This is a genomic window from Flavobacterium sp. (assembly GCF_024305175.1).
GTDB lineage: Bacteria > Bacteroidota > Bacteroidia > Flavobacteriales > Flavobacteriaceae > Flavobacterium.
In genome coordinates this window covers 1-23,364 of sequence record NZ_JAMWYY010000047.1, presented here as the reverse complement: position 1 = coordinate 23,364, position 23,364 = coordinate 1, and the positions used below count along the sequence as shown (strand labels likewise).

The 23,364-nt window shown below is 39.6% G+C and carries 27 protein-coding genes; 8 read left to right on the top strand and 19 right to left on the bottom strand.

What is annotated here, in order from left to right; genetic code table 11:
- Positions 1-79: 79 nt before the first annotated feature.
- Positions 80-997, top strand: coding sequence for a DUF5655 domain-containing protein (locus Q0K96_RS11250; RefSeq protein ID WP_297334089.1), 918 nt, complete (start codon positions 80-82; stop codon positions 995-997).
- Between the two features lie 48 nt (positions 998-1,045).
- Positions 1,046-1,519, top strand: a complete 474-nt coding sequence (locus tag Q0K96_RS11245; RefSeq protein WP_297334088.1) for a YdeI/OmpD-associated family protein — start codon at positions 1,046-1,048, stop codon at positions 1,517-1,519.
- A gap of 1 nt (position 1,520) precedes the next feature.
- Here Q0K96_RS11245 and Q0K96_RS11240 read toward each other — a convergent pair whose 3' ends face one another.
- The 6 genes from Q0K96_RS11240 to truA form a co-directional block, all read right to left on the bottom strand.
- Positions 1,521-1,736 (bottom strand): hypothetical protein, encoded by a 216-nt coding sequence (locus tag Q0K96_RS11240; RefSeq protein ID WP_297334087.1) that lies wholly within the window; start codon positions 1,734-1,736, stop codon positions 1,521-1,523.
- A 163-nt stretch (positions 1,737-1,899) separates the two neighbouring features.
- Positions 1,900-3,288 carry a dihydrolipoyl dehydrogenase gene (gene lpdA, locus Q0K96_RS11235; protein WP_297334086.1) on the bottom strand — a complete coding sequence of 463 codons (1,389 nt, stop codon included), beginning with the start codon at positions 3,286-3,288 and terminating at the stop codon, positions 1,900-1,902.
- A gap of 101 nt (positions 3,289-3,389) precedes the next feature.
- A complete protein-coding gene (locus Q0K96_RS11230; RefSeq protein WP_297334085.1) occupies positions 3,390-4,064 on the bottom strand; it encodes a hypothetical protein in 675 nt (224 codons plus the stop codon).
- Positions 4,065-4,091: 27 nt separating this feature from the next.
- On the bottom strand, positions 4,092-4,379 hold the full coding sequence (locus tag Q0K96_RS11225) for a hypothetical protein (protein ID WP_297334084.1): 288 nt from the start codon (positions 4,377-4,379) through the stop codon (positions 4,092-4,094).
- Between the two features lie 6 nt (positions 4,380-4,385).
- Positions 4,386-6,152 carry an ABC transporter ATP-binding protein gene (locus Q0K96_RS11220; RefSeq protein WP_297334083.1) on the bottom strand — a complete coding sequence of 589 codons (1,767 nt, stop codon included), beginning with the start codon at positions 6,150-6,152 and terminating at the stop codon, positions 4,386-4,388.
- Positions 6,153-6,166: 14 nt separating this feature from the next.
- Positions 6,167-6,901: a tRNA pseudouridine(38-40) synthase TruA gene (gene truA, locus Q0K96_RS11215; protein ID WP_297334082.1), complete on the bottom strand. Its 735-nt coding sequence runs from the start codon at positions 6,899-6,901 to the stop codon at positions 6,167-6,169.
- A gap of 144 nt (positions 6,902-7,045) precedes the next feature.
- Between truA and Q0K96_RS11210 the strand changes: the two genes are divergently transcribed.
- Positions 7,046-7,549: a metallophosphoesterase family protein gene (locus tag Q0K96_RS11210; RefSeq protein ID WP_297334081.1), complete on the top strand. Its 504-nt coding sequence runs from the start codon at positions 7,046-7,048 to the stop codon at positions 7,547-7,549.
- On the opposite strand, the gene Q0K96_RS11205 is transcribed toward Q0K96_RS11210, so the two are convergent.
- From Q0K96_RS11205 to Q0K96_RS11195, 3 genes are all read right to left on the bottom strand, one after another.
- Positions 7,539-8,165, bottom strand: a complete 627-nt coding sequence (locus Q0K96_RS11205) for a hypothetical protein (protein WP_297334080.1) — start codon at positions 8,163-8,165, stop codon at positions 7,539-7,541. The two genes, Q0K96_RS11210 and Q0K96_RS11205, sit on opposite strands and share 11 nt — an antisense overlap.
- 6 nt (positions 8,166-8,171) lie before the next feature.
- Positions 8,172-8,849: an Ig-like domain-containing protein gene (locus Q0K96_RS11200; protein ID WP_297334079.1), complete on the bottom strand. Its 678-nt coding sequence runs from the start codon at positions 8,847-8,849 to the stop codon at positions 8,172-8,174.
- 111 nt (positions 8,850-8,960) lie between these two features.
- Complete coding sequence (locus Q0K96_RS11195; protein ID WP_223052226.1) at positions 8,961-9,383, bottom strand: DUF4293 domain-containing protein; 423 nt, start codon at positions 9,381-9,383, stop codon at positions 8,961-8,963.
- 184 nt (positions 9,384-9,567) lie between these two features.
- Here Q0K96_RS11195 and rho point away from each other — a divergent pair, with 184 nt between their 5' ends.
- On the top strand, positions 9,568-11,436 hold the full coding sequence (gene rho, locus Q0K96_RS11190; protein ID WP_297334078.1) for a transcription termination factor Rho: 1,869 nt from the start codon (positions 9,568-9,570) through the stop codon (positions 11,434-11,436).
- Between the two features lie 70 nt (positions 11,437-11,506).
- On the opposite strand, the gene Q0K96_RS11185 is transcribed toward rho, so the two are convergent.
- Positions 11,507-12,151, bottom strand: coding sequence for a hypothetical protein (locus Q0K96_RS11185; protein ID WP_297334077.1), 645 nt, complete (start codon positions 12,149-12,151; stop codon positions 11,507-11,509).
- Between the two features lie 65 nt (positions 12,152-12,216).
- Positions 12,217-12,753, bottom strand: a complete 537-nt coding sequence (locus Q0K96_RS11180) for a GNAT family protein (RefSeq protein WP_297334076.1) — start codon at positions 12,751-12,753, stop codon at positions 12,217-12,219.
- A 26-nt stretch (positions 12,754-12,779) separates the two neighbouring features.
- Between Q0K96_RS11180 and Q0K96_RS11175 the strand changes: the two genes are divergently transcribed.
- Complete coding sequence (locus Q0K96_RS11175) at positions 12,780-13,880, top strand: serine hydrolase (RefSeq protein WP_297334075.1); 1,101 nt, start codon at positions 12,780-12,782, stop codon at positions 13,878-13,880.
- Here Q0K96_RS11175 and Q0K96_RS11170 read toward each other — a convergent pair whose 3' ends face one another.
- Together Q0K96_RS11170 and Q0K96_RS11165 are read right to left on the bottom strand one after the other, a co-directional pair.
- Positions 13,881-14,054 carry a hypothetical protein gene (locus Q0K96_RS11170; RefSeq protein WP_297334074.1) on the bottom strand — a complete coding sequence of 58 codons (174 nt, stop codon included), beginning with the start codon at positions 14,052-14,054 and terminating at the stop codon, positions 13,881-13,883.
- Positions 14,055-14,116: 62 nt separating this feature from the next.
- Entirely contained in the window at positions 14,117-14,983 is an 867-nt protein-coding gene (locus Q0K96_RS11165) for a bestrophin family ion channel (RefSeq protein ID WP_297334091.1), read from the bottom strand.
- Positions 14,984-15,127: 144 nt separating this feature from the next.
- On the opposite strand from Q0K96_RS11165, the gene Q0K96_RS11160 reads away from it, so the two are divergent.
- Positions 15,128-16,285, top strand: coding sequence for a THUMP domain-containing protein (locus Q0K96_RS11160; protein ID WP_297334090.1), 1,158 nt, complete (start codon positions 15,128-15,130; stop codon positions 16,283-16,285).
- Positions 16,282-16,515 (top strand): hypothetical protein, encoded by a 234-nt coding sequence (locus Q0K96_RS11155; RefSeq protein WP_223052233.1) that lies wholly within the window; start codon positions 16,282-16,284, stop codon positions 16,513-16,515. The genes Q0K96_RS11160 and Q0K96_RS11155 overlap by 4 nt, the downstream gene beginning before the upstream one ends.
- 218 nt (positions 16,516-16,733) lie before the next feature.
- Here the strand turns inward: Q0K96_RS11155 and Q0K96_RS11150 are convergent, their stop codons facing one another.
- The 4 genes from Q0K96_RS11150 to Q0K96_RS11135 all read right to left on the bottom strand — a co-directional run bounded on the left by Q0K96_RS11150 (position 16,734) and on the right by Q0K96_RS11135 (position 21,179).
- Positions 16,734-17,171 (bottom strand): hypothetical protein, encoded by a 438-nt coding sequence (locus tag Q0K96_RS11150; protein WP_297334073.1) that lies wholly within the window; start codon positions 17,169-17,171, stop codon positions 16,734-16,736.
- The gene (locus tag Q0K96_RS11145; protein WP_297334072.1) at positions 17,155-17,505 is read right to left on the bottom strand and encodes a PadR family transcriptional regulator; all 351 of its coding nucleotides are present in this window, start codon (positions 17,503-17,505) and stop codon (positions 17,155-17,157) included. Before Q0K96_RS11145 ends, Q0K96_RS11150 begins: the two co-directional genes overlap by 17 nt.
- A gap of 128 nt (positions 17,506-17,633) precedes the next feature.
- Entirely contained in the window at positions 17,634-19,808 is a 2,175-nt protein-coding gene (locus Q0K96_RS11140; protein WP_297334071.1) for a S9 family peptidase, read from the bottom strand.
- A 171-nt stretch (positions 19,809-19,979) separates the two neighbouring features.
- Positions 19,980-21,179 (bottom strand): aminotransferase class I/II-fold pyridoxal phosphate-dependent enzyme, encoded by a 1,200-nt coding sequence (locus Q0K96_RS11135; RefSeq protein ID WP_297334070.1) that lies wholly within the window; start codon positions 21,177-21,179, stop codon positions 19,980-19,982.
- A 174-nt stretch (positions 21,180-21,353) separates the two neighbouring features.
- On the opposite strand from Q0K96_RS11135, the gene Q0K96_RS11130 reads away from it, so the two are divergent.
- Positions 21,354-21,812: an Lrp/AsnC family transcriptional regulator gene (locus tag Q0K96_RS11130; RefSeq protein WP_297334069.1), complete on the top strand. Its 459-nt coding sequence runs from the start codon at positions 21,354-21,356 to the stop codon at positions 21,810-21,812.
- Between the two features lie 26 nt (positions 21,813-21,838).
- Here Q0K96_RS11130 and Q0K96_RS11125 read toward each other — a convergent pair whose 3' ends face one another.
- Both Q0K96_RS11125 and Q0K96_RS11120 read right to left on the bottom strand, forming a co-directional pair.
- Positions 21,839-22,594: a hypothetical protein gene (locus tag Q0K96_RS11125; RefSeq protein WP_297334068.1), complete on the bottom strand. Its 756-nt coding sequence runs from the start codon at positions 22,592-22,594 to the stop codon at positions 21,839-21,841.
- A gap of 40 nt (positions 22,595-22,634) precedes the next feature.
- Positions 22,635-23,364, bottom strand: a 730-nt coding sequence (locus tag Q0K96_RS11120) for a toll/interleukin-1 receptor domain-containing protein (protein WP_297334067.1), incomplete at its 5' end; no start/stop codon positions are given.

The window sequence follows — 23,364 nt, the reverse complement described above, 5'->3', positions numbered from 1 at the left end:
CAAGAGTTGAGTGAGATTTATTTTTGAATTAGCTATTTACTAATACTGATTTTTATCTTTGTTAAAATTTATAATAATTATGCCATTATATAAATCAGGATCCAGCCTTGAGCACATAAAGGAACTCCCATTTAAATTTGAGAAAGAGATTCAGTTACTGGTTGAAGGAAATTTGCAACTTTTATTGAAATTAGATTTAATAAAATCTGAATTTTCACTTAATAATTTTAGAATAGATTCTTTAGCTTTTGATAACGAATCAAAATCATTTGTTATTATCGAATTCAAAAGAGATAAAAATTTCAGTGTTATTGATCAAGGTTATGCTTACTTATCATTAATGCTAAATAATAAGGCTGACTTTATTCTTGAATATAACGAGCGCAAAGAAACACCACTTCGGAGAAATGATGTTGATTGGTCGCAGTCAAAAGTTATTTTTATTTCTCCACACTTTACTACTTATCAAAAGGAGGCTATCAATTTTAAAGATTTACCTATTGAATTGTGGGAAATTAAAAGATTTGAAAATAATACAATAAGCCTTGATCAAGTTCAGAAATCCTCAGCAAAAGAGAGTATTAAAACTATATCAAGGAATGATCAGGTTGTCGAAGAGGTTAGCAATGAAGTTATTGTATTTACTGAAGATGAACATTTATTGAAGGCTGATTTTGAAACCAGAGAATTATATGAAATTTTAAAAGAAAGAATACTAAACTTAGATGATAATATAACGCTTAATCCTCGTAAGCATTTTGTTGGATTTAAGGTTGATGGCAGTACTTTTTGCGACATAGTTTTTCAAAGTAAAACACTTAAAATATACATTAACTTAAAGAGTGGTGAGCTTGAAGATAGTAAGTTATTAGCAAGAGATGTTTCTAATGTGGGGCATTGGGGTAATGGTGCTTATGAGGTTAAAATGAGCGATCAGGATAATTTAGAATATATATTAATTTTATTGAAGCAATCTTTAAAAAAGAATAAAGGTTAATTCACATGAGGTTATTTCTGGCATCATATATTCTACATATTAGCACGTATGAATAACAACCCTCTCATCAATCAGGAAATATTCCTTGAAAAATTTCCGGGTAAGAGTGGATGGACGTTTGCAAGGCTGCCTGAAATAGAACCGGATAAAAATGCGCCATTTGGGTGGCGAAAAGTAAGGGGCACTATTGACGGCTACGAAATTAAAGCCTACCATCTTATGCCAATGGGCAACGGACAGTTGTTCCTCCCTGTTAAGGCCGAAATACGCAAAAAGATTAAAAAGCAGGCAGGCGACTACATCCACGTAATTTTATACATTGACGACAGCGTGTTTGAAGTACCTGATGAACTGATACGCTGCCTTAAAGATGAATCCGGCGCTTATGAAATGTTTTGCAGTTATACTCAAACCGAGCAAAAGGCTTTTACCGACTGGATATACAGCGCCAAAAAAGAAGATACTAAAGTGGAGCGTATTGTAAAAATGCTCAAAATGCTGGAAAAAGGTGAGAGGCTATAGCTTACTTTTTCTTTTTCTTCCTGCCTTTCTTTTTCTTCTTTTTGCCCCAGTTATTCTTCATTTTCTTATAGGACTTCTTAGAAACGGTAGAATTCTTTTTAGAGCGTGACTTGCCTTTCTTTTTGCGGGCATTAATGTTATTCACCAAAGAGTTTTTAACGCCCAGTTTGTTTTTCTTCTTGCTGCTTTTTTTAGCTTTTTTCTTCAGTTTACTCATAGCTTAATCTTTTGTACTATCAAGTTATAGCATAATAACGGGGAGTAAAAGCCAAATAACGCAACTTTAAATATTGTTCAATAAAAAAATCCGCTCTGAAAACTCAAAGCGGATTTTATATATTCTAATTCCTGAATTTCAATCAGAAATCTTCAATCTTAAATTACAAGTGAATCACTTCGCCGTAAGCATCGGCTACAGCTTCCATGACCGCCTCGCTCATAGTCGGGTGCGGGTGAACGGCTTTCAGTATTTCATGGCCTGTAGTTTCGAGTTTGCGCGCTACAACCGCTTCGGCTATCATATCGGTAACGCCTGCGCCAATCATATGGCAGCCCAGCCATTCGCCGTACTTGGCATCAAATATTACTTTTACAAAACCATCAGGTGTTCCGGCGGCTTTTGCCTTGCCCGAAGCCGTGAACGGGAATTTACCCACTTTAATTTCGTAACCTTTTTCTTTGGCAGCTTTTTCGGTAAGGCCAACAGAAGCAATCTCAGGGGTAGCATAAGTACATCCCGGTATATTGCCATAATCAAGCGGTTCTACGTGTAAGCCTGCAATTTTCTCAACGCAAAGGATACCCTCGGCAGAGGCAACGTGTGCAAGTGCCTGGCCCGGAACAACGTCACCAATGGCATAGTATCCCGGTATATTGGTCTGGTAATAGCTGTTCACTAATATCTTGTCTCTGTCGGTAGCAATGCCAACTTCTTCAAGGCCAATGTTTTCAATGTTCGATTTTATACCTACAGCCGAAAGCACAATGTCGGCTTCAAGTACTTCTTCGCCTTTAGCCGTTTTAACAGTAGCCTTAACGCCGTTACCCGAAGTATCAACTTTTTCTACAGAAGCATTGGTCATGATTTTAACCCCCGCTTTTTTAAGCGAACGCTCAAACTGTTTAGAGATATCCTCATCTTCAACCGGAACGATGTTTGGCATAAACTCTACAACGGTTACATCTGTACCCATTGCATTGTAAAAATGTGCAAACTCAACACCTATTGCGCCTGAACCTACTACTATCATCGATTTTGGCTGTTCCGGCAGTGTCATGGCCTGACGGTAACCGATTACTTTTTTACCATCCTGCGGAAGGTTAGGCAGCTCGCGCGAGCGTGCCCCTGTAGCAATAATGATATGGTCGGCGCTAAGTTCACTGGTTTTACCATCTTTATCGGTAACCTCAATTTTTTTGCCCGGCTTAACTTTACCGGCGCCGAATATAACTTCTATCTTGTTCTTTTTCATAAGAAACTGAACGCCCTTGCTCATACCGTCGGCAACGTCGCGGCTGCGCTTAATAACAGCGCCAAAGTCTTTATCAAATTCCTTTACGGTAAGTCCGTAGTCAGATGCATGCTTAAGGTAATCAAATACCTGCGCGCTTTTCAGCAACGCTTTTGTTGGGATACAGCCCCAGTTAAGGCATATGCCGCCTAAGTTTTCTTTTTCTACTATGGCTACCTTAAAGCCTAACTGAGAAGCCCTTATGGCTGTTACATAGCCGCCCGGGCCGCTTCCCAAAACAATAACATCGTATTTCATGAGTAAGTATTTTTTCTCGTTTATTTACGCGTACGAAAATAGTTAATATTTTACAAAGGGGGAAATGTTTCCGGATGATTTGGTTTAAGCCCCCGCCAAGATTATTCTAATATGTTTTTATTAGTTCCGTTTACTTTATGCGATATAACAGCTTTTCCTTCCTTAGCTCTTAATACCAAACGTTCGTCGGTAATTTTATCTCCTAATTTTATTTGTGTAAGGTCGGCTTTTGTGTCATGCCAAAGCACCGCACGCTGGCGCACCCTGTCGTTTGTATTGGTATTCATCAGAAGGTATGCCACTTCATTAGAGGCATACAGGTAAATAGCTTCGCCACCATCTTTACCACCATAGTCAAGCCCAAGCCCTATACGGTCTTCATCATCGGCAAAACCAAACCCGCCACGTTCGTCACCTATGGAATCATTAATGATATACGACCAGCCTTCTGAGTTCCTGTCCTCAAGCTCGCCGCCTATCTGCAATTTGCCGTCCCTACCTATATACAGGCGGTCAATACCCTTTTCGTCTATAAACGCAATCCCTGACATAGGATCTTTCCTTTTCCTGTTTTTATCCTGCGGAATAGGATTCCCCATCATGATAAAAGGTTTACCATCAGCGTCTTCTATAACTATACCTCTTGCGCGTATAATATTATCCTTATTGCTTGTAAATGATACAAGAATAAGTACAGCTGCAATTGCAACTATGCCCATTAGTATTATCTTTAGTTGCTTTACCTGTTTTTGTAAAGATTTGATTTGGTCTTCCATAACGTAATTATTAAGAAATTCGGAATGTTACTTAGAAGATGTTTTCTTAGTGTTTTTCAAAATAAACACAGCAATACCCGCATGTACAGCCACATTAGCCATTACTAAAAACACAGCCTGGTAAAATGGCATAGGGGCATAAAAAGGGTAGGAGCGGTCTATAAACGAGATAGGCAGGCTAAGTATTGTAATGGTAAGGCTGCCAATGATATTAAAAAATTTAATGTAAACGCCCTGCGACAGGTAAACTGCGAACATGCTTATCATCATTTCTGCAATGAACAGCACAAAGAATAATTTCAGGTATAACTTCATAACTGTTTAATTTACTTCGCCTTCGGTACTTTCTACTGCAAACTGCGAGAAGTATAAATTGCGGTAATAGCCCATTTCCCGGTTAATAAGGTCGTAATGCGAGCCCTGTTCAACAATAACACCCTTATCCATCACAATTATCTTGTCGGCGTTTACAATAGTGGCAAGCCTGTGCGCAATTACTATACTGGTGCGCCCTTCGGTTACTTTCTCTGTAGCTGTACGGATAAGCTCTTCCGAATAGGTATCTATAGAAGAAGTGGCCTCATCCAGTATCAGTATGCTTGGGTTGCTCACATAAGCCCGTAAAAATGCAATAAGCTGCCGCTGCCCAGAAGAGAGCATAACACCACGTTCCTTTACATTATAATCATAGCCGCCCGGCAGGGTTTCTATAAAGTCGTGCACGCCAATGGCTTTGGCGGCGTCTATAACTTCCTCACGGCTAATGTTAGGGTCATTAAGCGTAATGTTATTTAAAATACTGTCCGCAAACAGGAAAACATCCTGCAGCACTATGGCTATCTGCCTGCGCAGGCTGTCCAGCGTAAAGTCGTTTATATTGGTGCCGTCAACAGTAATGCTGCCGCTGTCAATCTCGTAAAAACGGTTCAGCAGGTTAATGATGGTCGATTTGCCCGCACCCGTTGCGCCCACTATGGCTATGGTTTCGCCGGCTTTAACGTCAAGGTTTATTCCCTTAATAACTTCTTCGCCATGTATGTAGCTGAAGCGTACGTTTTCAAAGTGGATTTCTCCTTTAAAATGACCGGCTTCAACCTGCCCCGGTACCTGCACAAAGTTTTCGATGTCGAGTAATTCCAGTACGCGGTCTGATGCTATGATACCCATCTGCAATTCGTTAAATTTATCGGCAATCTGCCTGAGTGGGTTAAACAGCATGCTTATCAGCATCGTATAGGCAAACAGGTCGCCAAACGTGGTAATACCATCGCCATTCAGTATATTAAGCCCGCCGTACCAAATGATAAAACCAAGCGTTAATGATGAAATAATATCGGCAATAGGGAAAAAGATAGAGTTATAAAGAATGTTCTTTAACCATGCCTTGTTGTGCTTCTGGTTGATGTTCTTAAACTTTTGATATTCAATTTCCTCACGGTTAAACAACTGAACTATTTTCATCCCCGTTAGACGCTCCTGTACAAAAGTATTAAGATTGGCTACCTGCGTGCGTACTTCTTCAAACGCGCCTTTCATCTTTATCTGGAAAATGCGCGTAGCGTAGAGCAATATTGGCATTGCCAGCAGCACAATGAGTGTAAGCTTCCAGTTCATGTAGAACATAAACCCGAGTATCACGATCATTTTAAGCAGGTCGCTTATTATCATGAATAACCCCTGGCTGAATATTTTAGCTATTGACTCAATATCAAAAACGGTACGGGTAACCAGCTTACCCACAGGCTCGTTATCAAAAAACTTCATGCGGAACGCTGTTACATGCCGGAAGAGTTTTTCGCGTATGTCCTTAACAATATCCTGCCCCAGCCAGTTCGCCCAGTACACAAAATAAAACTGCGAAACTACCTCGAGCATAAGCACTACACCCATCAGTATAATAAAGTACAGCAGGCCTTTTCCATCGCCGGTGCGCACATAGCTGTCAACCGTCTGCTTAAGCAGGTAGGGCCGCAGTGCTGCGAATACAGATAGTGCTACGGCGAATACTATTACGCTTATGTACCGCGATTTATAAGGTCTTGCAAACTGCATTACCTTTTTTAAAGAAGAAGATTTTATCGTTTTCATGTTCGTTTTCAGGCTTAAATATACGGATAAATTACCTTGGTAAGGTATAACCCGTGTGCCGGCACCGAAAAGCCTGCACGGCTGCGGTCGCGGCTTTCTATAACATCTCTCACATCAGCTACCGTTGTTTTTCCTAACCCTACATTTACCAGTGTGCCTACTATAGCGCGAACCATGTTGCGCAAAAACCTGTCGGCAGTAATGGTAAAAACCAGCTTTGTGCCGTTCTGCACCCAGTAGGCTTCTTTAATATCACAATTAAACGTTTTAACATCGGTATGGGTTTTAGAAAAGCATTTAAAATCGGTGTAATCTAACAAAACCTTTGCCGCTTCGTTCATTTTTGCCACATCAAGCTCATGAAAATTATACCAGGAACCTTCGTGGTCAAACGCATCTTTAAACGTGTGTATATGATATTCGTAGGTGCGGCTGGTGGCATCAAAACGCGCATGGGCATCAGCTGCAACGGGTATAAACCGATATACCACAATATCTTTAGGCAAAAAAGAATTCAGCCGCTGCACAAGTCTATCGGCATCAAAAGGTTCCTCATAATCAAAATGGGCATACATCTGCTTTGCGTGCACACCGGTATCGGTACGCCCCGCGCCCAAAACGTCAATTTCTTTGCGAAGCAGGGTAGAAAGCGCTTTGTTAAGTGTCTCCTGCACACTGGGGCTGTGCGGCTGGTACTGCCACCCGCAATAATTTTTCCCGTTGTAGGCAAACTCTATAAAATACCTCAAAGCTGACTGATGATTTTTAGGAAAAGCAAAGATAATCAATAGCCCCCAACCCCCAAAGGGGGCTATTGTTAAGTTACGATAATTATTCACCAAATTCAAAAACTCCCCCTTTGGGGGCAGGAGGGCATTTAATACATTTGTAGTATGAAAAAAATCCTTTTACTGAGCGATACCCACAGCCATATTGATGATACCATACTTAAATATGTAAGGCAGGCAGACGAAGTGTGGCATGCCGGAGATATAGGCAATCTTTCTGTAACAGATACTATAAAAAAAGAAAAGCCGCTATGGGCCGTTTATGGTAATATTGACAGTAATGAGGCGCGGCAGGAATTTCCGATGAATAACCGATTTATGTGCGAGGGTGTAGATGTATGGATAACGCACATTGGGGGGTATCCGGGTAAATACAGCCAAGCAGTAAGGGAGGCATTACATGCAAACCCGCCAAAGCTGTTTATATGCGGGCACTCCCACATATTAAAAGTACAGTTTGATAAAAAGCTTGGCCTGCTGCACATGAATCCCGGCGCTGCGGGAGTGCATGGCTTTCATCAGGTACGTACGATGCTTCGTTTTGAAATTGATGGCGATAAAATACAAAACCTTGAAGCCATTGAGATAGGAAAGAGGGCTAAAGCTTGAACCCAAGCATAATATTCAGCATTTGCACCCTGCCAAAAAAATCTTTGTAATCAGGATGTGTATTGGTTTCAAGGAATGCATGGCAGTAGTTAACCCCGGTAAAGAAACGGATGTTATCTAACTTAAAATCGATTGTTACTGTTGGTATTATGGTAAAGCCTTCCTGTATGCCCAGGCTTTGTGAACTCCTTTTTTGGCGCAGGTATATGTAACCGAACCCTATACCGGGATTTACCTCAAAATAGTCATTAAGCGCAAACTTATACATTCCCTGTAAATTAAGCTGCCCCATATTAGTATTGTTTGCATTACCGGCTACCGACTTATCAATTACAATAAACTGTGACAATTCTCCACTACCAATAATATGAACCCTCCCGATAATTCCAAAGGTAACCCCCATACCAATTCCGGTACCCGTGCCATTGGCTTCTGCTATTACATTATCACCAACACCATTAGAGGATACATAGTAAAGCCGGAAGAACTCCTTATATTTTAATTCTTCTTTAATTTCAGCCAGTTTTGCGGCATACTCTTCATCGGTAAGTTCTTCTTCCTGAGCAATACACGTAAACCCCAGTAAAATGAAGATAAGGGTAAGAATGTGTTTCATAACTGTTTAGTAAGAGATTGTGTATTCAAATGACTCTTCCCCAACCGGTACTTCAACCTCATAAACGGAAAAGTCGGAAAGCATATATTTAATTGTAAGTATCTGGTTTTTGGCTACAGAAATGTTATTATAAGGATAATAATCATAGTATGGTTCAAAACCTCCAGGCGTATCCATCGGGATATTCTGAAAATTATAATCAACATAGTTTTCACTTACCATACCCAGCACGTCATATTTTAATAAGCTCCTGCCTGTACCAGAGCCAACAAAATTAAGCTCTAATATAACGCTGTTGCTTACAGGATAAAGCTTTACAGGCTCAAAGGTTATTTTATAATTGTCGGCCCTTAAGACACTTCGTGTAATATTTACATAGGTTGTATTAGAGAGAGAACTATAATTTTGGTATTGCCGGTTTATTTGTAATTCTATCGCTACATCTTCGCGTGCGCCGGGAAACATTATGAGGTATTCGCCATTCGCATTGGTTTCGCCAATTCCCGCTATATCCCTTACATAACCGTCATCATATTCTGCCTCAACAGGTATGCCTTCAAGCGGGTTGCCATTTTGGTCGGTTACACGGCCTTCAAAAATAATTTTTGTAGCGCCATCATACTCAATTGTGTTACAACCATAAAGTGTGAGTGCTGTAATAGCAAGGAGTATAATTTTATTCATTTAGCAGGATTTATAACAAGATACCATTATTGCCTAAAGGTTGCCTGTAAAAATAAAAAAACTCCGCTAACAGCGGAGTTTTTTACGCACTAATAAACTAAGTTAAAAGGTTTATCGTAGCCTGTCTACAGATTTTACGAGATCTTCATCCTTTTTAATAGCCCTATTGGCAAGGCTTAATAACACGATAGAAATAATGGGGATGAACATTCCAATACCCTTCTCTGAAACCACCTTATCAGGGTCGGTTTCTCCGGATAGATTTAGCAAACGGTAAACGAATAATCCTAATAAAATTAAATTTAATATTATGTTGAGCCTGTTCATTACAAACTGCCTCTTTCTCTTCTTATAAGTTAGTATACTTATTGCCGATAGCGTTGTGCTTAGCCCCAGCAGCGCCACAAATGCAAGGTTGCCCACAAAGTAGTAGTCGGTACCGTTGCCATTAACCCACAAAGGGAAAATAAAGGGCAGCACGCCTGTTGCAATAAACGCTAAAAACAAGTAAACTGTTTGTATTCTTTGTAACATATTGCTTTTTTGCTCCACAAAAATATGGTTTCTTTTTAAAAAATACTATTGTGCAGTAAAAATAAATTTGTAATATTGCAGTACTTAATCTTAAGTACTTCATTCTGCGAAGTATGGAATTTCCAAAAGAAAATACCCTCCACATTTTGAACATACCATTTTAATCTAATCAAGAAATCAATACATGTTTGATATTTCCGAATTGAAAGAAATGAAGCTCCCTGAGCTTCAGGAAATTGCTAAGAAAGCCAAAATAAGCAAGTACAGGGGTTTAAAAAAAGATGATTTAATATACCAGATTTTAGACAGGCAGGCAGCAGACCCTGAAGCTGTTAAACCACTGAACGAAGAAGCTATTAAAGATAACGCCGAAACGACTGTAACTGCCGAAGATAAGCCTAAAAGGGCCAGGATAAGCAAGACAGACGACAGCAGCCCTGCAATAGAGAAGGCCCCTGCAAAGGCACAGCCAAAAGATAAGTCCCTTAAGGCTAAAGCTGACAGCAAAGTAATTACTGCAAAACAAGACACTACTGCAAGAAGCGTAGAGCAGGAGAAACCTGCAGCTGCACCTGCGGTTAATGAACAGGCTGACAAGCAAAAAGCGGCGCCACAGCAAAAAAGGCAGGATACTCCGGACAGTAAGCCTGATACAAAAGAGGCCAAGCCACTGCAAAAACAAAAAAGTACAGCACAGGATAAAAAAAGGCAGCTTACCGAAGAGGAGCGCCAGGCTATGATTGAAAAGGCTAATGCCAACAATCCTAACCATCCAAGCTACAAGAAAAAATTAGAGCAGGGCAGTAACCAGCCACAAGCTGCCGGTACCCAACAGAGCAACAACACACACCAAAGCAACAACAATCACCAAAGTAGTAACTCGCATCAAAGTAACAACTATCAGAAAAAGCAGAATCCGCGCGAACCTGATTATGAGTTTGATGGTATTATTGAAAGTGAAGGTGTACTGGAAATGATGCCTGACGGTTATGGTTTTCTTCGCTCATCTGATTATAATTACCTTGCCTCGCCTGATGATATTTACCTGAGTAATTCACAAATACGTCTTTTTGGCTTAAAAACAGGTGACACTGTTAAAGGTGTTGTGCGCCCGCCGAAAGAAGGCGAGAAGTATTTCCCGCTTGTACGCGTGCTTAAAATTAACGGGCATGACCCGCAGGTAGTGCGCGACAGGGTGGCTTTTGAGCACCTTACGCCACTTTTCCCCGAAGAAAAATTTAACCTTGCTGAAAAGCAAAGTACAATATCTACCCGTATTATTGATCTTTTCTCACCTATTGGTAAAGGCCAGAGGGGCATGATAGTGGCACAGCCTAAAACAGGTAAAACAATGCTGCTTAAAGATATTGCCAACTCTATTGCGGCAAATCACCCGGAAGTTTACCTTATTGTGCTGCTTATAGACGAAAGGCCTGAAGAGGTTACTGATATGCAGCGAAGTGTTAGGGGAGAGGTTATAGCTTCTACCTTTGATGAGCCTGCAGAGCGCCACGTTAAGGTTGCCAATATTGTTCTTGAAAAAGCAAAACGCCTTGTAGAATGCGGACACGATGTAGTAATATTACTGGATTCTATTACCCGCCTTGCAAGGGCATACAACACAGTACAGCCTGCTTCGGGTAAAGTACTTAGTGGTGGTGTAGATGCCAACGCACTGCAAAAGCCAAAACGCTTTTTTGGTGCAGCCCGTAATATAGAAGGTGGCGGCTCTTTAAGTATTATTGCCACTGCGCTTACCGATACCGGTTCTAAAATGGATGAAGTTATCTTTGAAGAATTTAAAGGTACGGGTAACATGGAGCTGCAGCTTGACAGGAAAATAGCCAACAGGCGTATTTTCCCTGCTATAGACCTTACTTCTTCCAGCACACGCCGTGATGATTTGTTGCTTGATGAAAAAACAATACAGCGCATGTGGATAATGCGTAAATATCTTGCAGATATGAACCCTGTAGAAGCGATGGACTTTATAAACGACAGGTTCAAAAAGACCAGGAATAATGAAGATTTCCTGATGTCTATGAATGATTAAGTACCGTGAATTACCATAAAAATAAATGCCCGCTAATGCGGGCATTTATTTTTATAAATTTTGCAAAGAACTATTCTTTTATAACCATTACAGTAGCTTTAAAGCCTGTAGCAAGGTTCCACTGGTTTGATGATACAAGCTTTTCTTTATCATCATATACATAAAACTCGGCTGTGTTAGGGCCGCTTGTTCCCTGGTTAAGCGCTTCAAAATCTATTTTATTAAATCCCGGTTCAAGCTTTATCTGGATACCCCTGAATTGGTTTGTTAACACAATTTCGGGTACAACGGTACGTCCGTTAACCAAAACCTTAATCCTGTCGCCGTCTTCATACTCAAAATCACGAGCCATTATCTGTACGAACTCAGATGTGATTTTATATTCGCCAAAAAACTGGTTGCCCCTGTAAGGCTCGTTAGATTCTCCTTTTCTTTTTATCTCAGTGCGGTCAAGGTATTCATTTGTCCTGTTTACAAATTTATCTTCCTGATACATACTGAAGGTGTCGTTATCTCCGCCAAATTGGTAAGTGGCTGTATTAGATGGTTTTGGCGGGGTAACCGAAAAAGGGCTTGTTGTACTTACAGAAGGTGTATTGTTTGGTGCCGTTGTGTTACTTCTGGGTACAGAAATACTGCCTGTATTGCTATCGAACTGCGCCCATGCATTACAGGTTATAAAAGTAAAAGAAGCAAGAACAAGTAATTTTTTCATAAAATACTGACCTTTAAAAGCAAAATAACAAAATTTAACCGGATAATCAATAAATGCAAACGCATTTAATGCTGTATTATTTCAGGTGATGCCATCCACAGTTTAACAGGCTGCTCAAAATTGATACTGCCCGGTGTTGTTATATATTCTTTTACAAAAATAAAGCCAGCTTTTTCAAGAACACGGTTTGCAGCTTTATTATCTGCATGTGGCTGGCACAATATTTTTTTAAGCTTTAAATTTTTAAAGAAATAGGGTAGTGACAATGCCACAAGCTGTGCAGCAATACCTCTATGCCTTTGCTGTTGCTGCCATATGTGCAGGTGCATGTACGCTTCTTGCCCATAAGTAATCGGGTTTACATTACAGTGCCCTATTGTTTTGCCATTGCATTCCCATACTAAGGCATAGGCTTTTTTAGCATCATAAGGCAGCAAGAGCTGGTTTTGCAGCATGGCTTCAAACTCATTTTGCTGTGGCAATACATTTTTATCAGCACCCATGGCAGTGAGTTCCTCTTCTGTTGCGTTATACCAGTAGCCTGCAATTGCTGTTATGTCTTTTTGCTGTAACTCGCGTACTGATACTAAAAAATTATTCATATTTGTAGAATTGATATACAATGCTAATGAAAAAATTACTTTTTATCATACTCGTTTCAGGTTTATTGTTGCTTTTAGGCTCTTGTAAGCTGGGCAGGTTTGCCTACTATAACTTTGCAAATATAACCGACCACGAAATTTTTCCTTACCGGACAGCCGAAAAAGGAGATTATATTTTTGCCTATGCTGTGGCAGAAAACGGTAAGGCACCTAAAAAAATTATGATTGCAGGAAAGGAAACTACTTTTGATGACTACCTTGAAAAGAATCGTACAGTAGCTTTTCTGATCATCCAAAACGATACCATACAATACGAAAAATATTTTAAGGGATACAGTCAGGATGCTATTGTGGCTTCTTTCTCTATGGCAAAGTCAGTTACCTCAATTTTAATTGGTTGTGCCATTGATGATGGTTATATACAATCTGTAAATGATCCTGTTACTAACTATATTCCTGAGCTGAAGGGAAATGGTTTGCAGGGCGTAACAATAGAGCACCTGCTGCAAATGACTAGCGGTATAAAATTCAGCGAAAGCTATACCAATCCTTTTGGTGATGCCGCAACATTTTACTACGGACGTAACTTAACAAACGCAGTGCTTAAACGCAAACTTAAAAAAGAACCTGGTTCGTCATTTAGTTATAGCAGTGGTGACACACAGGTATTAGGCATGGTTTTGCAAAGAGCGCTTAAAGGAAAAAATATAACTGAATATTTTGAGGAGAAAATATGGAAGCCCTTAGGCATGGAGTATGACGCAACCTGGAGCCTTGACAGGGAGAACGGGATGGAAAAAACGTTTTGCTGCATAAATGCACGCGCCCGCGATTTTTCTAAAATAGGAAGGCTTTATCTAAACAATGGCAACTGGCAGGGCAGGCAAATTGTACCCGAGGAGTGGGTAAAACGTTCTCTTACCGCAGATACTCTTAACGGTGGGGTTAGCTATTATAAATACCAGTGGTGGCTGCCAACACAAAACGGAGACTTCATGGCACAGGGTATATTGGGTCAGTATATATATGTTAATCCTGCAAAAAACTTGATAATAGTAAGGCTTGGAGAAGATTATGGTAATGCTGACTGGAAAAATCTGTTTCATTCATTAGCGGAACAGTACTAACTATTTATGCCTGCCTGTGCGGCTTTGCTCGGCATTCCAGTCTTCTGTACTGTCATTTTGGTCGCGCTCATCAAGCTGTACGGGTTCATCTGTTTTTTCGTAATGTGCATTATGGCTAACATCATCATTAGCCTTAAGCTTTTCTTTATTTGTTTTTTTACTTTCCTTATCCATAATTACTTTTTATTAAAGCTAACAATTATGGCAGGATGATGCTGTTAAACAGGTTATAAATCTTAATAAATAAGTTCTTCTACATTTTTTCTTATATTATCGGCTATTTTAGAGGTAGGCAGGTCGTTCGGGTCGTTGCCAAACGGGTCTTCAATCTCTTCTGCGATAAGCTCAAGGCTTGCCAGCACATAAAAAATAAATACCACAACAGGTATTACATAATACCCCAACTGAAACACGTACCCAAATGGCAAAGACATCACATAAAAGAAGATAAATTTTTTAATGAAAACGCTGTAAGAATAGGGTATAGGTGTGTTTTTTATACGCTCGCACGCGCCGCAAATATCAGTGAATGATTGTATCTCAGAGTTTAACACAATAAGCTGGTCTCCGGTTATCTTACCCTCTTCATAAAGTGTATTCACCTTTGCCATTATTGCTTTGGCAATCTGGTTGGGCTTGTGGTTGTAATAATCAGCCGAAAGCGTTTCATCTTCAAAAAGCTCGTGGTTAATTTCCTCGTTTTTAAGGTGCAGGCTCAACACGTGCGAATAGGCAGGTATAAGCCTGCGCAGTATGGCTTTATCTTCCTTATCCTTTAGCATTACAGCAACTTTTAGTGCCAGGTTTCTGCTGTTGTTTACCAGTGCACCCCACATCTTTCGGCCTTCCCACCACCTGTCGTAAGCAGTGTTGGTCCTGAAAACCAGCAATAATGAAATAACAAACCCGAGCATGGTATGGGTAATGGTAATGTTCTTTACGTGGCTGGTTTGAGAAAGCTGCCAGACTTCAATTTCAAGATAGGCCACAATACCCGAATATGCTCCGATGGCAATCATTATCGGAAGCAGCTTTCGGAAGGTGTCTGCTTTATGAAACTGGAATATGATGCCGAACCATTCGCGCGGGTTATATGATATCATGCTGTAATAATTGTAATGCGGTTCCAAATATAAACTATTTGCAGCTATGTACAGGTCAACTTATACCCAGGCATTTTATTAACGGTGATATTTAACGTACTTTTGCAAACTGATAATGTACTGCACATAATGGAAAATTTTACGATGATAGCCAAAACGCTTTTTGGCTTTGAAGAAATACTGGCAAAAGAGCTGTTACAGCTTGGCGCACAAAACATTGAAACCGGCGTGAGGATGGTGAGCTTTAAAGGTGATAAAGGCTTTATGTATAAAGCCAACCTGGCCCTGCGCACGGCACTTAAAATATTAAAACCCATACACAGCTTCAGGCTGTTTAATGAGCAGCAGCTTTATAAAGGCATACAGGCGGTTGACTGGAGCGATTATCTAAGTGCTGATCAGTCCTTCGTGGTAGATGTTACCCTGCATTCGGATAACTTTAACCATTCGCAATTTGTTGCCCTTAAAACCAAAGATGCCATTGTTGACCAGTTCAGGGAAAAGTACGGCAGGCGCCCGAATATCGATAAAGATTTTCCTGACCTGCGCATCAACATACACATCCATAATGAGCAATGCTCTGTTGCTCTCGATACTTCGGGTAATTCCCTTCACCACCGTGGCTATCGTACCGCTACCAATATTGCCCCGATAAATGAGGTACTTGCAGCAGGTATGCTGTTGCTTAGCGGTTGGGACGGACAGGGCGATTTTTTAGACCCGATGTGCGGAAGCGGTACAATTTTGGCAGAAGCTGCCATGATTGCCTGCAACATTCCCGCAAATATAAACCGTAAAGAGTTTGCTTTTGAAAAATGGAATGACTGGGATAACGACCTTTTTGATAAGATTGTTGACTCTTTAATGAGCAAAACAAGAGAGTTTCATTACACGATAAAAGGTTTTGACAAAGCACCATCGGCGGTAGAAAAGGCAAAAGACAATATTAAAAATGCCAACCTTGACGAGTATGTAACGATAACACGTGACAATTTTTTTGAATCTGAAAAAGAAACGCGCGGGCCGTTGCACATACTGTTTAACCCGCCCTATGGTGAACGCCTTGATATAGATATGGAGCGTTTTTACCGCGAAATAGGAGATACTTTAAAACAGGGCTACCCCGGCACGAATGCCTGGTTTATTACCGCTAACCTTGAAGCGCTTAAATTTGTGGGGCTAAAGCCATCGCGCAAAATAAAGCTGTTTAACGGTAAGCTTGAGGCGCGCCTGGTTAAGTATGAAATGTATGAAGGCAGTAAAAAGCAAAATTTCAGGAGCAACAATAACAACAGATTATGAACAGGAAAGTAAAAGCCATATTATATAACTTTTTGGGGTTTGCCCCGTTTTTCTTAATTACTTATTTTCTGGTAATGGAGTTTACGGGCCTTGATGGTTTGTTTATTCCGCTTACTGCTTTTGTTGTAAGTACTATATTGGCACCAAAGTTTCAGGCTGTAAAATACCAGGGCGAAGAAAAGATATTTATGAAATGGATATTTATAAAGGGAGTAAAAGAGATAAAATAAAAAGGGGCAAATGCCCCTTTTTATTTTAAACTGCTGCCGCCTTGTACTTATGATAAAAGTAGTAAGGAAGTAAAGCAATATTCATAAAAGCAAAGCCAAGCACAAGCATTATATTAGCGCCGGGCCAATGCATTATTTTAAACAGCAAACCGCTGCTGATTAAAAAGGAGGTAATAAAACCTAATAAATAAACTGTTCGTTTCATGATATGATTGATTTTAATGATTACTTGTAAATTTTCTCTCAGCATTTTTGTAACGCTGAACCAGGTAAACAGGTAACAGGAACAGGGCTAAACTTATAAAGCTGAAAAAGAGCAATATCATGGCACCCGGCCAATGAAATATTTTAAATACTGCACCCGATATAAAAAACAGCATAGTTACAAATACTGCTATATAGGTAACTTTCTTTCTTTTAAGGTAATTTTTAAGGTGTACTTCCATAAATGTTTCCCGCTGAATACTGCTAAAAGCGTGATGCCCCCCAAACTGTTGCAGGGCTGCCTTATATGCAGTTTCAAAATCATCAAACTGCCCTGTTTCAATATAAGTGCATATATGATCCAGAAGGTCATCTTTAAGTTCTCCCTGCCTAACGCCATAAAACTCCAGATTGGTGGCTATATATTCGATTTGTTCATCCGTTAAAATCATATACTGCTTTTTTATCATTAAAAATAACCGATAGTGTTTCAATAAAGTCATTCAGTTCGGCAGTAACTTTTATAGCTGCCTTTTTACCTGAATCTGTTACTTTATAATATTTGCGGACTCTTTTACCTATAAATACTTTTTCAGTATCAAGTATTTTTTCTGCCTCCATCCTGTGAAGAATAGGGTACAGGGCACCTTCAGATATATCTATTTTTCCCCGGGTTATCTCTTTTACCTTTTGTGTTATCTCATAACCATACATTCTTTCCGACTCACTAATGAGCTTCAAAATAATAGGCTGCAGGGTTCCTTTGGTTAGTTCTTTACTATACATAGTACAAATATACATTTTATTAAAATGTATACAATAAAAATGCTAATTTTTTTTTATAAAAAAATAAGGAGCTAAATGCTCCTTATCAGTTTTTAATATGTTAATATAACCAATTGAATATGGTTATACTACTTTTTTAAATATGTATCAAAATAATCAGCAATCTTCTGGTTCAGGTGAAAACGGTCTTTACCGCGCACGTTGTGTTCGTGTGTAGGATAAAGGAAGTAATCTACCTGTACACCGGCTGCAATGCAAGCCTGTATAAATTCCATGCTGTGTTGTTGTACCACTACATTATCCTGTGCGCCATGTATCATCAGCAGCTTTCCTTTCAGGTTTTTTGCCTTGTCAATAAGATTTGTTTTAGCATAGCCTTCCGGGTTTTCCTGGGGGGTATCCATATAGCGTTCGCCATACATAATTTCATAAAACTTCCAGTCAATTACGGGTCCTCCGGCAACGCCAACCTTAAATGTTTCAGGATACGTTGTCATTAAAGTAGTTGTCATAAAACCGCCAAAGCTCCAGCCATAAACACCAATCTTATCCTGGTCAACAAATTGTTTCTTTTTTAAGTAATCAATACCCTTCATCTGGTCGGCAATCTCATTTTGTCCCAATTGCCTGTGTATTACATGCTCAAAGTCGCGGCCACGTGCATCGCTGCCACGGTTGTCAAGGGTAAATACTACATATCCTTGCTGCGCCATATAGTAGTCGAACAAAGATGCACCGCCCAACCACTCGTTGGTTACAAGCTGTGCGTGTGGCCCGCCATATACGTATAGCATTACCGGATATTTTTTAGAGGCATCAAAATCAGCAGGATAAATCAGCCTGCCGTTAAGTGGGGTTTTGCCGTCAGCCGCCGTTACTGTAACCAATTCCATTTTAGGCAATACCGTTTTACCTGTGTACGGATTCTCTGCATTGAAAAGTGTATTAGCTTTATTGTTGTTCAGGTTAATGATGCTTACTTTATTTGGTGTATCGGTATTGCTGAAGCTGTCAAGCGCATAGGTTGCGTTATTGCTCATTTCTATGCTGTGCGTACCGGAAGCAGTGGTTACCTGTGTGGTTTTACCTGACTTTAGGTCTACTTTATATAATTGCCGGTCTAGCCCGTTATTGGCAGTGCCCATGTAATATACATTTTTGGCTTTGCCATCAAACTCTAAAAGTCCGGTAACAACAACATCTTTATAGCCAAGCTTATTTATCAGCTTGCCATCAGTATTGTAATGGTATAGCTGTTCATAACCATCTTTTTCAGTTCGGTATAAAAACTCATCATTTTTACCGGGAATAAAAGTAAGATCATGCAACGGTTCTACATAGGTATCGGCTTTTTCTTCAAACAGAGTTTTAATAAAGTTACCGTTTGCAGCGTCATATTTGTTCAGTTTCAGGTGATCTTGCCCGCGGTTAAGTACTCCAACAAAAACATACTTACCATCTGGCGACCAAGTAACGGTAGTAAGAAACTGTTCTTTGTCGCCTTCTGTTTTAAGGGTAACTTTGTTACCTGTTTTATTATCATAAACAACAAGTGTTACCTCTTCGCTTTTCATGCCTGCCATCGGGTAACGGATATCGTTTGAGGCAGCAATACGCTCGCTCCACTGCACCAGTGGATATTGTGCCACCATGGTTTCGTCTTTGCGGTAGTACAGCAGCTTGTCGCTGTTAGGGCTCCACCACATACCACGGTTAATACCGAATTCCTGGCGGTGTACGTAGTCGCTGCCGTTAACAATACCTTTATCAGTATCCTTAGTCACAGCTATCACTTTACCGTTTGCATCGGTAACCTGTAAATTATTTTCGTTTGTAGAAGCTAAATACTTACCATCGGGCGACACAAATTTTTGAGCACCTTGTATGTAAGGAAAAGCCGCCACTATGTTTTTTGTATCTACATTATAATGTATAATATAATTTAATGCTTCAGTATTGGCATCAAAAGCTATTGTGCTTTTATCAATCCAGCTATACCCGTAAGGGAATATCTGCATTGCAAACTTCACCTCGGGGAACTTAACCCTGAGTGCATTCAGCAGCTCATCTTTAGTCAGTAATGTGGTTTCATTCCAGTTGCTACTTTCGCTACGCGCCATAAGTACAGCATAGGTATCATTAAGATAGGTAAGTGTGTTGCTATCAGGCCTCCAGTGAGGGCTTACAAGGCTTTTAGGAGCAAATGCCTGATACTGACCGTATGTTGCTTCCTGTATGGTAAGGTTTCGCTGTGCTGTAGCGGCTATTCCGGTTAAGAGGAACAGCCATAACATTTTTTTCATATGTATTTGTTGTTTGTTGTTTGTTGTTCGATGTACGGCGAATTTAAGCAAAACAGCCAATATTTATTAGCTTGCTTTATTATTAGTGATAATTGAGCTAAAATTGTTACAAAAAATCCGCTTCAGGTACTGAAACGGATTTTGCATTTAATTAGTTGGTTGGATAGGATATTATAAGATACCAAGTTCTTTCATGCAGTCCTTCATCATGTTATAGGTACGCTCAATATCATTGTCAAGGCCTATCGAGAAACGGATAAGCCCGTCGGTTAAGCCCATTTCCTTCTGCTCTTCGAGTGGTATTTCACTTGAAGTTGAGCTTCCCGGCGCGCTGAATAATGTTTTATAGAAACCTAAACTCACAGCAAGGTAGCCCAGGTTGCGGTGTTGCATCAGTTCCATAATTTCATTGGCCTTGTCAAGTGTGCCCACATCAATAGTAAGCATACCGCCAAAGCCATATTCAGGGTTAATCATGCTTTTGTAAAGTTCGTGGCTTGGGTGGCTTGCAAGTCCCGGGTAAACTGTTTTAAGCCCGTCCTGCTCAAAACGCTCTGCAAGGTACATAGCGTTATGGCTGTGCTGCTTTATCCTGATATGCAGCGTGCGCAGGTTTTTTAACACACTTGCCGCACGAAGGCTATCCATAGTTGGACCTAAAAGCATACTGGCGCCATCGTTTACATTACGAAGCTGGTCAATAAATTCCTGTGTACCACAGGTAACACCACCTACAGTATCGCTGCTTCCGTTAATAAATTTCGTAAGGCTGTGTATTACTACATCAGCCCCCATTTTTGCAGGCGCTACCGAAAGCGGTGAAAAGGTGTTATCAACCACAAGCTTAAGGTTATGTTTCTTTGCTATTTTAGATAATCCTTCAATATCGGCAACTTCAAGCAGCGGGTTGCTTACTGTTTCGCAGTAAAGCACTTTAGTATCGGGCGTTATGGCTGCCTCTACCACATCAAGCTTGGTTATATCTACATATGTAGTTTTGATGTTTAGTTTTGGCAGGAAGTTTTTCATAAAGGCATAGGTACCTCCGTAAATCGTGCGGCTCGATACAATATGGTCGCTTGCGGCGCAAAGCTGTAGCAGTACAGGGGTAATGGCCCCCATGCCCGAAGCGGCTACGTTTGCAGTTTCGGTGCCTTCCATAGCGGCAAGTGCCTGACCTAAGTACAGGTTGCTTGGCGACGAGTGACGCGAATACAGGTAGCATCCTTCGGCATTGCCCTCAAATGTATCAAACATGGTTTTAGCCGATAGGAAAGTATAGGTAGAAGAGTCGGATATTGATGGGTTTACACCACCAAACTCACCAAAATATTGTAGGTCCTGTATTTTGTCTGCGGGATTAAATTTCATGGTAAATAGTTTTTGTTGTTTTATAGGTTGTATAATGGCAAAGGGAATTAAAATGTATTAAAAAATCAATATATACCATATTATGCAGTTTTTTTTTCTGTAATTATTTAATTAGATAGTTTTAAAATCATTTAGTATTATCTTTGTAAAGAATAAAATGAAAAATTTTCAGTCATGACATTAGATGCCATTGATAAAAAACTGCTATTGCTGTTGCAGAAGGACAGCCGCCGTACTACAAAAGAGCTTTCGTTACAATTAAATCTTTCTGTTACTGCGGTTTATGAAAGAGTTAAAAAACTGGAAAGGGAAGGTGTGATAAACCGCTATGTAGCATTGCTTAATACTAAAAAAGTGCAACGTGCATTTGTGGTGTTCTGCCACATAAAGCTGGTGCAACATACTAAAGAATACCTCACCAAGTTTGAGCAGGAAGTAAAAAAGCTGGATGAGGTTTTAGAGTGCTACCACGTTAGCGGCGATTATGATTATATTTTAAAAATATATGTTGCCGATATGGAGGCTTACCGCGAGTTTATGGTAACCAAACTTACCACGTTACAGCACATAGGCAGTACACACAGCACCTTTATGATTAGTGAGGTAAAGAACACCAATGTTGTGGTGGTGTAGAATTGATTATTTTTAATTGGATATTGTTAATATACTTTTTCGACAATCATTTTATATCTACACCAATTACTCATACTTATAACAAAAGAAGTTGCAATGTCCTGATAACTTTGAAGCGAATCACTATAATCGTAATTGTTCCAATTTTCTACGAATGAATTAAGTATCATTAATAGTTCTTTATCTAACTGTTCTAACTTGTTGTACAAAGTTGAGTAATTAAAATTTTTATTTGGACAAAATCGAGCAGCAATATAAACCCCAATATAACAATCTATAGCTTTCGCAAGATAGATTCTCTTGCCATTTTGCTCAAAGCAGAAATATTCAATCATTAAGTCGAGGCCTTCAGATTCACCTTTATTTAAATAATAATCGGAAATAAAATCTTCAATATTATATCCCAAATCTAAAAATAAAGGGATCATCTTTGCATGATTTAAATTGTTACTTATATGTTCTAATAAGTCTCTTGAAAATATTTTTCTTAAATCTTCGTCACAATATGTCTGAAGTGTTAATGCGCCGTGGATATGAACATTCTGTTGAGATAAATATATATGTAATAGTTCGTGAGTAAAAGAAGGAGGGTCAAATTCACCAGTAGTATAAATAACATGTTTATTATTTTTAGAAAAGACACCATATGCTTCAAATGATCCTTTTACAATTTTTATATTTTCAGTTTTTATCAGTTGTTGCCACAAAGCAGTGTTCTTATCATCAAGTAGACTTTTTAATGATTTTTTATTGTTAATGTTATTTATTAATCGTTGAAGCATCTATCACAATTATAAAATCGTATACTAACTTTAATTAGTTCTATACACTTTCAGGAGTCACTAATTCCACTAATTTTGCCGCAACATTTGACATTGATTCCTCTGAAGTACTTAATCCACTACGTGAACCTAATAAAGGGCTCACCTCACGTAAAGCGTCAAAGGTTGTATTATGAACGATAGGAACAAGTAAATCACGGGCTAAAAGAGCTGAAAGTTCTTTATCAGCAATGCCTTCACCTTTAACGCGATCCAAAAAAGACGGGGTCACTAGTACAATACCTACTCGAGATTTAGCTAATCCTTTATCAATTTCGCGCAGTAAAGATGAGCCTAACAAAACATCTTTTTCACTAAACCAAACAGACACACCATTAGATTCAAGTATATCGTGTAACTCCTTAGCACTACCTTTACGGTCATCCCAAGCATGACAGAGAAAAACATCACGTAAGTCAGGTAAATATGCACGTTTTTCAACGCTTTCACGTATAGGTGTAAGAGTAAGTATTTCGGCAGGAGTGTACAATATTGTTGAACCAGGTGATGACCAGCGTGCTCTCCGGGTTCTCGATTGATTACTACTACTACGACTCATCGAGCTACTTGAAGATGAGGAATAGGAGGGATAATCATAATAACCATAGCTACGACTGTAGCCACGACTATAGCGACCACACGCAGGGCAATTTGCTGCTGCACTTGCTGAACGATGACCATGAATTGGCGCTGTACATCTTGACATATTATATTTGGTATTATTCTTATTT